The 11,438-nt window shown below is 71.1% G+C and carries 9 protein-coding genes; 6 read left to right on the forward strand and 3 right to left on the reverse strand.

Annotated elements, in window-relative coordinates:
- Positions 1–174 precede the first annotated feature (174 nt).
- Complete coding sequence (locus J2S55_RS14545; protein WP_306860767.1) at positions 175–1,437, reverse strand: C39 family peptidase; 1,263 nt, start codon at positions 1,435–1,437, stop codon at positions 175–177.
- A gap of 539 nt (positions 1,438–1,976) precedes the next feature.
- Here J2S55_RS14545 and J2S55_RS14550 point away from each other — a divergent pair.
- A complete protein-coding gene (locus J2S55_RS14550; RefSeq protein WP_306860769.1) occupies positions 1,977–3,146 on the forward strand; it encodes an aminotransferase class V-fold PLP-dependent enzyme in 1,170 nt (389 codons plus the stop codon).
- 384 nt (positions 3,147–3,530) lie between these two features.
- Here the strand turns inward: J2S55_RS14550 and J2S55_RS14555 are convergent, their stop codons facing one another.
- Together J2S55_RS14555 and J2S55_RS14560 are read right to left on the reverse strand one after the other, a co-directional pair.
- Positions 3,531–4,355: an alpha/beta fold hydrolase gene (locus J2S55_RS14555; protein WP_306860771.1), complete on the reverse strand. Its 825-nt coding sequence runs from the start codon at positions 4,353–4,355 to the stop codon at positions 3,531–3,533.
- A gap of 1,258 nt (positions 4,356–5,613) precedes the next feature.
- On the reverse strand, positions 5,614–6,318 hold the full coding sequence (locus J2S55_RS14560) for a site-specific integrase (protein ID WP_306860773.1): 705 nt from the start codon (positions 6,316–6,318) through the stop codon (positions 5,614–5,616).
- Positions 6,319–6,373: 55 nt separating this feature from the next.
- On the opposite strand from J2S55_RS14560, the gene J2S55_RS14565 reads away from it, so the two are divergent.
- From J2S55_RS14565 to J2S55_RS14585, 5 genes are read left to right on the forward strand one after another with little or no spacing between them, the layout of a single operon-like run.
- Positions 6,374–6,778 carry a GntR family transcriptional regulator gene (locus J2S55_RS14565; RefSeq protein WP_306860775.1) on the forward strand — a complete coding sequence of 135 codons (405 nt, stop codon included), beginning with the start codon at positions 6,374–6,376 and terminating at the stop codon, positions 6,776–6,778.
- A complete protein-coding gene (locus J2S55_RS14570) occupies positions 6,775–7,662 on the forward strand; it encodes an ABC transporter ATP-binding protein (protein WP_306860777.1) in 888 nt (295 codons plus the stop codon). Before J2S55_RS14565 ends, J2S55_RS14570 begins: the two co-directional genes overlap by 4 nt.
- Positions 7,659–8,705 carry an ABC-2 membrane transporter-related protein gene (locus J2S55_RS14575; RefSeq protein WP_306860778.1) on the forward strand — a complete coding sequence of 349 codons (1,047 nt, stop codon included), beginning with the start codon at positions 7,659–7,661 and terminating at the stop codon, positions 8,703–8,705. The genes J2S55_RS14570 and J2S55_RS14575 overlap by 4 nt, the downstream gene beginning before the upstream one ends.
- On the forward strand, positions 8,702–10,120 hold the full coding sequence (locus tag J2S55_RS14580) for a S41 family peptidase (protein WP_306860780.1): 1,419 nt from the start codon (positions 8,702–8,704) through the stop codon (positions 10,118–10,120). Before J2S55_RS14575 ends, J2S55_RS14580 begins: the two co-directional genes overlap by 4 nt.
- 12 nt (positions 10,121–10,132) lie before the next feature.
- The gene (locus J2S55_RS14585) at positions 10,133–11,290 is read left to right on the forward strand and encodes an alpha/beta hydrolase family protein (protein ID WP_306860783.1); all 1,158 of its coding nucleotides are present in this window, start codon (positions 10,133–10,135) and stop codon (positions 11,288–11,290) included.
- Positions 11,291–11,438 lie beyond the last annotated feature (148 nt).

Raw genomic sequence — 11,438 nt, forward strand, 5'->3', positions numbered from 1 at the left:
CCGGAGCCCGTCCTGGCCCGCCTCCGGGCCGGTGGCCCGCCTGCCGCCGTCAGGCGGACGTCCCGGGGAAGGCGGACGCCTCGGGAAGCGAACGTCCTGGGGAAGGCGGACGCCTCGGGAAGGCGGAGTCATGCCCGCGGCGCGCCGGGCGGCACACCGCGGGCGGGTGGGGTCCTACCAGTTGGCGGGCAGCCCCGGGACGGTGGGGGGCAGGGCGTGGCCCGGCGGGTGGATGACGTAGACGACGCCGCCACTGCTGGAGCTGCGCAGCCAGATGTTCTCGAAGTCGGCCCGCGGGTAGATCCGGCGCACCGCGTCGTTGCTCGGCGAGGCGGGGTCGTTGGCGATGACGTCGCCGGTGGCGGTGAAGCCCACCACCACCATGATGTGGCCGTCGGTGCCGTATCCCGCGCCGGGCAGTTCGCCCTTCTTGAACGACTGGGAAGTGATCACCGGGATGCCGGCGGCGATCAGGCGCTCCAGCTCGGTCAGCGAACGCAGCCGGGTGATGAACCCCTCCATGCCGTAGCGGCCGGCGTAGGCGGTGTTGAACGGCCAGTTGCCGGCGCCCTGGTAGGCGTGGTCGTAGGTGTATCGGGCGGCGTAGTCCACCTCGGGGTTGGGGTCGGACGGGTCGACCCAGGAGGTGTCCTGCGCGCTGGGCCACCTGCCCCAGTAGCCGAGGACCATCGTGGTCGAGGTCGGGCTGCACCACGCCTGACCGCCGCCGTCCCACTCGGGGTAGTGGCCCTGGTGGATGCTCTGAGAGCGGCGGGGCACGTTCAGCTCGGTCCCCCACGCCCCGCCGCCGGGACTGACCGGCACTGTCTTGCGTTCGGGAACGGCCGAGGCCATCGCCCCCAGCGTCCGCACCTTCGGCGTCACGGCGGAGCCGGGCGTGCGGTGCAGCGTGACGCGCAGCTGGTAGGCGGTGACCGCCCTGCCCGCCGCCGCGACGAAGGTGTCGACGGACACGGTGCCGTCGGCGTCGGCCTGGCCCGGCACCGAGGTGCGCCGGATGTCGGCCTCGCCGTAGGCCCAGCGGCCCATGACGTACCACTTGGTCAGCCCGGCCGCGTGGCGGCCGCGCATCTCGACCTGCAGCCAGCTACCGGGCGGGGTGTCGGCGGTCCAGGAGGCGATCAGCTCCGTCGCGGCGAAGCCGACCTGCTGTTCCGGGCCGGTCCAGCGGGCGTACTCCCAGGTCCTGGTGCCGAGCGCGTCGGTGTAGGAGGTCGTCCCGGCCGGGGAGGCGAAGGACAGGCCGTCTCCGGCCGTCACGCCTTCGGCGGTGCCCGTGGTGAAGGCGGCCCGCTGGTAGACGACGTTCACCGGGCCGGGTGGAGGTTTCGCCTCGGCCGCGGCGGAGCTCGCGGCGGCGGCCGTGAAGGTCGTGGTCAGCAGGACGGCGGAGACGAACACGCTCAGCACGCGCATGGGCTCACCCTTGCCTGGGGGGCTCTCGACCTCCCAGACGGTAGAGCCCCGAGGGCATTTCCCGCATCGGGGAATTTACGTATCGCGACCGGACACCCCCGCGGCCGGACGGCACCGGAACCATACGCCGCCGCAGCCGGATATCTCCGTGACCGCCCGGCACCGCAGCCGGATACCTCCGCGACCGCCCGGGGCCCGCGTGGCCGTGCCACGGCACCACGACCGGATGCCTCCACAGCCGGAAAGCCTCCGAACTCGACGCCTCCGCGACCCGACGCCTCCGCGGTCGCCGGTGCCCGCGTGGCCGTGCCGTGGGATCGCCGGGCGACCGCGTGGATCTCGGAGGGCACGCCTCTACCATTGGGATCGTGATCACTGATCGACCGCCCGCGGACCGGGCACAGGCCGGGTGGCCCGGTGGCGGGTGATCGCCCGGCCCCGCCCACGGAGCGGCGTGCCCCGGTCTCACCCGCGGAGCGGCGTGCCCCGGTCCCGGGCACGGTGAACGGGTCCGGTCACGGCGGCGGCCGGGACGGCCGGTGAGGACGGCCGTGGGCCGGGAGCTGCCGCACGAGGAGGTCGGGCGTAGCTGGGCCGCCGCGCGCGGACCGGCTCAGGGGCTGCACGTGGACACCGCCGCGTGCGGGCGGACCAGCCGGGCCGTCCGCGACCGCGTCGCCGACCACCTCGCCCTTGAGGCCGGAGTGGGCGGATACGTCGCGGAGGCCGCGGTCACGGAGGAACTGCGCGGAGCACGTGACCTGCTGGGCGCCCTGCTGGGCTTCGACGGCGACGACCTGGCCTTCGTGGAGAGCGGGTCGGCCGCGCTCGCGCAGTTGCTGGCCTCGTGGCCCGTCGAGACCGGGGACCGCGTGTGGGTGCTGCCCAGCGAGTGGGGGCCGAACCTGGCGGCGTTCAGCGACCGCGGGCTGCGCGTGGAGTTCCTCGCCGCAGACGGCCAGGGGCGGCTGGATGTGGAGGCCCTCCGCCGACGGCTGGCCGCGGACCGGCCGGCGATGGTGCATCTCACCGCCGCGGCGGCGCACCGTGCGCTGGTCCAGCCGGTGGCGGAGGCCGTGGCGGTGTGCGAGCCGGCCGAGGTGCCCGTCGTGGTCGACACCGCTCAGGCGCTGGGCCAGATCGATCTGCCGGCGACCGGCTGCGCGGCGGTCTACGGCACGGGCCGGAAATATCTCTGCGGCCCGCGCGGTGTGGGCTATCTGGGAGTACGGGATCCATGGCAGGCACGCCTGGTCCCCAGAGCCCCCGCGCTCGCCGTCGGGACGTGGCCCGGCGAGCAGCGGCCGGTGCGCCGTCTGGAGAGCCGTGAGGCGTCCGTCGCCGGCCGTGCCGGGCTGGCCACCGCACTGCGCGAATATCACGGGCTGGGCCCCGCCCTGATCAGGGAGCGGCTGCACGCCGTCGGCTCCGCGCTCCGCTCGGCGCTCGCCGGTCTCCCCGGCTGGCGGCTGCGGGACCCGCTCGACGCGCCCGGCGCGATCGTGTCCCTGGAGCCGCAGGGGCGAGGCCACGACGTCGGACGGACCCGTGCCGGACTGCTCCACCACGGGGTGGTCAGCACCGTCGCCGGAACGGAGCGGGCGCCGCACGACATGACCCGTCCGGTGCTGCGCTTCAGCCCGCACGTGGACATCACCGCCGACGACATCCACCGTCTCGCCGCCCTTCTGGCCGGACTCGGCGCCTGACCCCGTCCCGCGCGGACCCGCCGGGGACCTTGAGTACGTTGCCGCCCACCGGGACTCCTGAGCACGCTGCCGCCCACCGGGACTCCTGAGCACGCTGCCGCCCACCGGGACTCCTGAGTACGCTGCCGCCCGCCAGGGGATCCTGAGCGCGCTGCCGCCCGCCTGGTCGCCGCGGCGCCGCGCCGCGACGAGGCGCGACGCCGCTGCCGCTCCGGCACCACTGCCTGTCCGGCACCCGTGATCCCCGGCACCGGCAGGACACATGCCTGCGTCCCGTGCCCGGCCTCCGGGGCGGACCGGAGGCCGGGCACGGGACGCGCCGCCTCTCCCTTCAGTCTCTCCTCTCAGGTCACTCGCCCTTCTCACCCTCTCCTTCCAGGCCTCTCAGTCTTTGAAGTACTCCACCAGCACGGGCGCGAGGGCCTTCATCGACACGTTGTGGTTCTGCTCCTCCAGCGGGCGGTGCCGCGCGGTGGGGACGGCCTCGGTGAGCTCCCGCGCCGCCTGTCGCCGCACCGCCGGGCTCCTCTCCCCGGCCATCACGAGCGTCGGCACCGTGATCAGGCCCAGCTGCCTGACCGGTAACGAGTAGTCCCCCATCACCGCGGCGTCGTAGGGCAGCGTGTTGGCCACCGCCTTGAGCCGTGACCACCGGGGCAGCAGCCGCATCGCCGCCACGAGCACCGAGGGGACGCCGACCACCTTCGTCATGAAGTAGGCGGCCGCCTCGCTCCGCCGCCCGGCCGCGACCAGCCGCGTCAGCCGCTCCTGGTGATCGGCCGGTGGCCGGCGGCCACTGCCACCGGCCACGAACGGTGGTTCGTACAGCGCCAGCTTGTTGATGGCCAGGCCGTGCGCCGCCGCCTTGAGGGCGAGGACTCCCCCGGAGGAGATGCCCCACACCGACGCCGACCCGCCCACCATGTTGATCATGGCGTCGAGATCTTCGATCTCCCGCTCCACCGCGTACGGCTCCCTGTCCCCGCTGTCGCCCCGGCCTCGGCGGTCGTAGTTGACGACGGTGAAGTGCCGCGACAGCAGCCCGGTCAGCTCCACCATCCCCGGCAGCGCCCGGTGGCTGAGCGCCCCGCCCACCAGGATGAGCGCCGGCCCCTGCCCCACCCGTTCGAAGGCGATGGCGGTGCCGTCACTCGAAAGGACTTTGCTCATGGCGGTGGCCGCGCCGTTGCCCGACGCCATCTCAGTCATGGGATCCCCTTCTGATCGTGTAAGCGGTTCTGGACGCGGGCGTACGTCCGCGTCCAGCGACCGGTCACGCGGGGTCCCGGCGGCTGGGCGTGGATCCACGCGCCGGCCGTCTCCCCGCCGCCCGGCTCGGTCGCCGGTCTCCCCGCCGGTGCGCCCAACGCCTTCAGTCCGCTCTCCGAATAGAACATTCCATCTCCATTCCCGCTGTCCGTAAATTCACCGGCAATTTAAATTCGACACGATTCTCGGGTCCGGCGGTCCGACCGCTTTCCTCCTCTCGTTCCCAGGTGGAGCCGCCGACGGAAATCCATGTGACCTTTTTCCCGAGGCCCTTCCTCCGTCCTTTCAGCTGTCCTCGTAAAGACAACTCTGCGCGTTCCGGGGTTCCGGAACCAGGGATTTCGGAGACAGCAAGTTGCCCGCGGTCGACCACTTCCTGCCAGCCGGACGCCAGAGTGGGCACGTCCGGCGTGCGGACGTGCCCACTCTTGGATCACAACAGGTCAGGGTCGGCGTGGCGTTTGCAGCAGGCCGAAGAGCGGGCAGGCGCCGCAGCAGGCCGGCCACTGGCCGGTGTCGAAGCTCGCGTGGTCCATCGACTCGGTCGGTCGATGTGGCGGCTTGCCGTAGCTATGGGTTTCGCAGGCTGGTCACCGATGACGTGAAGCGGCCGGGGTGACTCTGCTGGGCGCTCTACCAACCGCCGGAGTCGCCGCCGGAGTGGCTCCACAGGATGCCGGCGGCGTCTGCGGCGATGTGGGCTACGCCTCGCATCATCGGCGGGAGGCTGTCGTCGGCGGCCATCGGCGTCAACGTCTCGGCCAGGGCGCTGCCGAGGGTGAGCAGCGCTGCGGTGATGCGGTCGATGTCCTCGCCGCTGGCCAGGTTGAGCTCTGCCTCGCCTTGCTGCTGCAGCGTGGCGATGTCGGCCCGCAGGGCGGTATCTGCGGTGCAGCAGGTGCGGGCCGAGGACCCCGCTCAGCACGCGCACCGCCCGCTGGGAGTAGTCGGCGCAGACGACGTAGTTGTCACGGCGGGGGACGGCGTACTCATCCAGGAGCCGGCTTGTGGTCTCGGCGATCACGAACGCCCGGCACGCGTGGCCGAGCACGGCCGGGGCGGGCGGTGCCGGGTCGGTGCCGACGTACCGGGTGACGTCGTCAGCCTCCTGCAGAAGCCGGGCTGCCAGCCGCGCGCGTACGGGCTGCACGTCGCTCATCATGCCTCCTTGTCGGGGTGGCTGGTCGGGGCATGGTGTTCAGGTGGTGCGGCGTGCTCGGGGGTCGCGGGATGCGACGTGGCTGGCGACGGCATCGACGCTGGGCCGGGAGTAGCGCTCCAGGGAGCGGACCGAGGCGTGCCGCGAGCGGGCCAGCGGGGTCGGGGTGTTGGTGCCGTCTTCGGCCTCGTGGGTCAGCGCGGAGTGACGTAGCTGGTGCAGCGTCCAGCCGCCGCGCTGCTCGAGTTCGCCCGGGTCGGTGATGCCGGGGTGGGCCAGCGGCCGGGTGAGGGTCTCGAACAGTTCGGCGGCACGCCGGTAGGACAGGTGCGCTCGGCCGGTGACAGGACAGACGTCGAGGGTGGGGGTGTGAGCGGGTGCCCGCCGGTCGGTGAGGAAGACCGGGCCACGGGTACGGCCCTTGAGCAGCCGGGGCAGCAGCTGGGCGGTGCCGGACTGCCAGTGCACCCAGTCGGTGGCGCCGCCCTTGGAGACGATGCGAGCGCGCTTGTCGGCCAGCAGCAAGTCGTCGATGTCGACGCTGAGGATCTCCTCGGTGCGGGCGCACGTGTCATACAAGGCCCGCCACAGCGTCTTCTCACGCAGAGGTGCCTTCAGCTCGAACAGCGTGGCGATCCCGGCCGAACGCAGATACGCCTCGACCGCGTCGGCATAGGTGTCGGGCCGATCATGCCCGGAGGAGCGATGGACCGCTTCGGGCGCTCCCGGGCGAGGCCTGTACAACGCTCCTTATGATCCTTTAACATCTGGGACTCTAAAGTACTAGCAGGCTAGATAAATGGAGAAACTGGTGATCGAGTTCCATCTGGACGGCAGGTCGGGTGTTTCGCCGTACCTGCAGCTGGTTCAGCAAGTACGGCATGCGCTGCGGCTCGGCGTGCTTCGCGAGGGCGACCAGATGCCGACCGTCAAGGAGGTCGTGGCGCACTTGGCGATCAACGCCAACACCGTCCTGAAGGCCTACCGGGAACTCGAGCACGAGGGCCTGGTCGCCGCCCGGCCGGGGGTGGGGACGTTCGTGACGGCGACGCTCACCAACGCCTCGCTGGCCGCGCACGGCCCGCTGCGGCTGGAACTGCAGCGCTGGCTGGTCAAGGCCCGCCGGGCCGGCCTCGACGAGGAAAGCATCGAGGCCCTCTTCATGACCACCTTTCGGACCACCGCTCAGGAGGACATAGCGTGAACACTGCCCTACAGGCCCAGGGACTGGGCAGGAAATACGGCAAGCACTGGGCGCTGCGCGAGTGCACCATCGACATCCCGGCGGGCCACGTCGTGGGGTTAGTGGGTCCCAACGGAGCCGGCAAGACGACGCTGCTGAAGCTGGCCAGCGGCCAGTTGGAGCCGACGGTGGGCGGCATCACCGTGCTGGGCGGCCGTCCCGCCAGCGGCCCGGCGCAGTTGGCCAGGGTCGGGTTCGTCGCCCAGGACACCCCCGTCTACGCCGGGCTGAGCGTCGCCGATCACCTGCGGCTGGGAGCGCGGCTCAACCCCCGCTGGGACACCGCCATGGCGCGGGACCGGATCGCGCAACTCGGTCTCGATCCCGCCCAGCGGGCAGGCAAGCTGTCGGGCGGCCAGCGCGCCCAGCTCGCCCTTACCCTGGGCCTGGCCAAACGGCCCGAGCTGCTGATCCTGGACGAGCCGGTCGCCTCGCTCGACCCGCTGGCCCGCCGCGAGTTCCTGCAGGGGCTGATGGAGGCCACGGTCGAGCACGAGTTCAGCGTGGTGCTCTCCTCCCACCTGGTCTCCGACCTGGAACGGGTGTGCGACTTCCTGATCGTGCTCGTCGACTCCCGCGTCCAGGTGGCCGGGGAGGTCGACCAACTGCTGGCCACCCATCACCGGCTCACCGGCCCACGCCGCGACCCCGACCGGCTGCCCGCCGACCAGCACGTCGTCTCCGTGCGCCACACCGACCGGCAGAGCACGTACGTGATCCGCACCGACGCCCCGATCCACGATCCCGCCTGGACGGTCACCCAACTCAGTCTGGAAGACCTCGTCCTGGCCTACATGGACAAGCGCACCGTGGACCAGCGAGTCGCCCTGGAGGTGCAGCGATGATCTGGCTGACCTGGCGCCAGTTCCGCGGCTCGGCCGCGATGATGGCCGCCCTGCTCGTCATCCTCGCCACCGCCCTGGCCCTGACCGGCCCCGGCTTGGCCTCCGACTACTCCGCCGGGATCGCCGCCTGTACCCAGGACAACACCTGCGACCGCTTCTACGACCACTTCTTCGACCGGCACGAGACCTCGTTCATGGCCCTGACTCTCGTCGTGCTCCTCCTGCCCGCCCTCGCCGGGATCTTCTGGGGAGCACCGTTGATCACCCGCGAGCTGGAGGCGGGCACGCACCTGATGGTGTGGAACCAGAGCATCACCCGCGGCCGCTGGCTGGCGGTCAAGCTCGGGTTCATGGGCTTGACCACCGTGGCCGTCGCCGGCCTGTGTGGCCTCATGGTGACCTGGTGGTCCGACCCTCTGGACAAATCAGCCGCTGAGAAATTGGCCCTGATGGCTCCCCTGGTGTTCGGCGCGCGCGGCATCGCCCCGATGGGGTATGCGGCCTTCGCCTTCGTCCTGGGCGTGACCGTGGGCATGCTGGTGCGCCGCACACTGCCCGCCATGGCCCTCACTCTGGCCGTCTTCGCCGCGATCCAGCTCGCCATGCCGCTGCTGGTCCGGCCCCACCTGATGCCCCCGATCACCTCGACCTTCGAGCTCGGCAAGACGAACGTGGACGGCATCGGCATAAACCGGGACCGAGGCGGATATGTGGAGATTCGCCTGAAGTCGGCCGTTCCCGGTCATGCGGGCGCCTGGGTCCTGTCCGCCAACCTGGTCGACCCATCCGGGCGTGCGCTCGGCACCGATGGCGGCTTCGCCGCCGCCCAGGTCTCCACCACGTCGGGCCCCTGCGCACCGTCGGCGGGCGCCGGGGACGGCTGCATGGTCGAGATCAACCGGCTCGGCTATCGGCAGCAGGCGACCTACCAGCCCCTTGAGCGCTTCTGGCCCTTCCAATGGATCGAGACCGGGATCTACGCCCTGCTCACCCTCGGCCTGACGTGGTTCTGCTTCTGGTGGATCCGCAGGCGCCTGTCATGACCGTCATCAGGACCACGGCCGCCGCGCTCGCCCTCCTCCTGGCAGCGGCCTGCACGGCCCCGACACCGCCACGCGGCCAGGCGAGCACGGCAGCCAGTACAGTCTGCGCTCCGCCCCAGGGAACTCCCGGGCCGGAGACGGCCACCACGATCGACGTCATCGAGCAGGCCTACTTCTGCATCCTCGGCACCTACTACAGCGGCGCCACGCTGGACGCCCGCTCGCTGCTGAGCGCAGGATTCGTCGCCCTGACCCAAGAGCTCAACCGCAACGGCCGCGACGTACCCGAGGCCACCATGCCGGCGCTGACCGGTGACCGCAAGACCGACTGGGCCGCTTTCAAGACCGCCTACCGCAAGACCACCGATCAGGTCCCAGACCTGCGCGACAAGCTGGCCATCGTCACCCTCGAGGCCATCGTGGCCAGCCTCGGCGACAACCACGCCCGCTGGACGCACGACGTCAAGCGGCCGCCCGACTACTACGACGGCGACGGCTACGGCCTCGGTTTCCAGGCGAACGTCAACGGTCCCCAGGTGAACGGCAACCCCGGCGTCGCTCTACCCCCGCTGTTCGTCACCACCGTGCAGGGTGGCGCGGCGCAAGCGGCCGGGCTGCACCCGGGCGACGTCATCGAATCGATCAACGGATCGGCGCCCTTCATCGACGGGAAGGCCACTCCTGCGATCGCCGCCCTCTACCCGGGGTACCCGGAGGCGCGCCCGATCCGGTTACGGCTCCTGCGGCAGAGCACCGGCCGCCGCTGGAGCGTGACGCTCAAGCCCGGCCTCTACCAGCGGGATCTGGCCGCCCTGCAAGTGGTGACCTCGAAGCTGCTGAACGACGGCATCGCCTATGTACGGCTGCGCGGGTTCGCTCCCGACTCCGCGGACAGGGTTTTCAAGGCGATCTCCAGGCTGCGCGCCGGCCGGACCCTGTCCGGCGTCGTGCTGGACCTGCGCGGCAACGGCGGCGGCAGCCCCGTGGAGGCGACCCGGCTGGTAAGCGCGTTCGGCCACGGCAAGGTCACCGCCTACCAGTGCACCGTGGACGGCAAGTGCGAAACTTCGCGGACCGATGACACCGTCGAGCTGCTCAACCTGCCGCTGATGGTGCTCACCGACCGCAGCTGCGCCTCGGCGTGCGAGCACTTCAGCTCTGCGGTCAAAGACCTGCGCATCGGCCAGTTGGTCGGCACCAGGACCGCGGGGGTCATCTCCGGCCCGGCGCAGCCGTACCTGCTGAGCAACAACACCACGCTGATCTTCCCCGTCAGGCACCATCTGGGGCCCGACCGCGAGGTGATCGACCGGATCGGCGTGCCGCCCGACCACCACGTGCCCCTGACCCCGAAGGACGCGGCCGCAGGGCGCGACCCCGTCCTGGCCAAGGCCCTGACCTTGCTGAACAAGTGAATGGACCTCTCCATGAGACAGATCCTGGCAGTCGCCGCGGGACTGGTCGTCCTGGCCGCGTCCGCCTGCTCCGCGCCCGCGCCACCCCGGTCCGCTGCCAACCAGTCGGCCACGCCGACCGGCCCCGCCACCCTGCCCGCCCCCACCGGTGCCCATCCGGTCGGCACCACCGCCCTGTATCTGAAAGACGCCTCCCGCCCCGACCCCTGGAACCTCGACGTCGACGCCAGGGAGCTCAAGGTCACCCTGTGGTATCCGACCGAGCAGCGAGACGGACAGCGGGCGCCGTACATGACGCCGAAGGAATCGGAGCTCATCCTGAGGCGCTTGGGGATTGGGGGCGTGCCGAACGACACGCTCAGCAAGACGCGCACCAACGCCATCGAAGACGCCGAACCTGCGGGCCGGAACCTGCCGCTGGTGGTGATCTCCCCCGGCTTCACCAATCCGATGAGCACACTCACGTCCCTGGCCGAGGACCTGGCCAGCCGAGGGTACGTCGTGGCCGGGATCGACCACACCTACGAGAGCCACGCCACGACCTTCCCCGGCGGGCGGGTCGCCGAATGCCTCGCCTGCGACAGCGACACCGACCCGGGCTTCGGCACAGGGGTGGTCGCGGGACGGGCGGCCGACGTCTCCTTCGTGCTCGACCAGCTGCCATCGAAATGGGACGGTTCTGACCTGATCGACCGCTCCAAAATCGCGATGGCAGGCCAGTCGATCGGCGGGGCCAGCGCCATGGCGACCATGGTGAAGGACTCCCGCGTGCGCGCCGGCATCGACATGGACGGCACCACCTACGCCCGGATCCCCAAGAGCGGGTTCTCCCGGCCGTTCATGTTCCTGGGTTCGCCGCAGCACGTCCCCGGAGGCCGCGACACCTCCTGGGACCGCGACTGGAAGCTGCTGACCGGATGGAAACGCTGGCTCGTGCTGACGGGCGGCGAACACCAGTCCTTCACCGACCTCCCCCTGATGGCGGGCGCCCTCGGCATCAAGCCCGCCTACGGCGTTCTGCCCGCGGTGCGCGCCGCCGAGCTCACCCGCACCTACGTGGCGGCCTTCCTCGACCAGCACCTGAAGTCGCAACCCCAGCCTCTCCTGAACAAGTCGTCATCACGGTATCCCGAGGTCAAGTTCTGCCCCGCGACCTGTGGTCAATCCTGATGCCCGGCGCGCTCCCCGAAGCTATCGGGGAATGCTGATGGCAGCTCGCCAGGCGTTCAGAAGATGCGAGAAGAAGGCGACACCGCGCCGCCCGCCCTGACGGAACTCCTCGGGCAGGGATCTCTGAGGCCTCACCGACACAGACACC

The organism is Streptosporangium brasiliense (assembly GCF_030811595.1).
Lineage (GTDB): Bacteria > Actinomycetota > Actinomycetes > Streptosporangiales > Streptosporangiaceae > Streptosporangium > Streptosporangium brasiliense.

What these genes read in the sequence shown, in the direction of transcription:
- J2S55_RS14575 (WP_306860778.1), top strand. Translation starts at nt 7,659, where the DNA reads ATGATCTGGCTGACCTGGCGCCAGTTCCGCGGCTCGGCCGCGATGATG.
- J2S55_RS14580 (WP_306860780.1), top strand. Translation starts at nt 8,702, where the DNA reads ATGACCGTCATCAGGACCACGGCCGCCGCGCTCGCCCTCCTCCTGGCA.
- J2S55_RS14585 (WP_306860783.1), top strand. Translation starts at nt 10,133, where the DNA reads ATGAGACAGATCCTGGCAGTCGCCGCGGGACTGGTCGTCCTGGCCGCG.
- J2S55_RS14555 (WP_306860771.1), bottom strand. Translation starts at nt 4,355, where the DNA reads ATGACTGAGATGGCGTCGGGCAACGGCGCGGCCACCGCCATGAGCAAA.
- J2S55_RS14545 (WP_306860767.1), bottom strand. Translation starts at nt 1,437, where the DNA reads ATGCGCGTGCTGAGCGTGTTCGTCTCCGCCGTCCTGCTGACCACGACC.
- J2S55_RS14565 (WP_306860775.1), top strand. Translation starts at nt 6,374, where the DNA reads ATGGAGAAACTGGTGATCGAGTTCCATCTGGACGGCAGGTCGGGTGTT.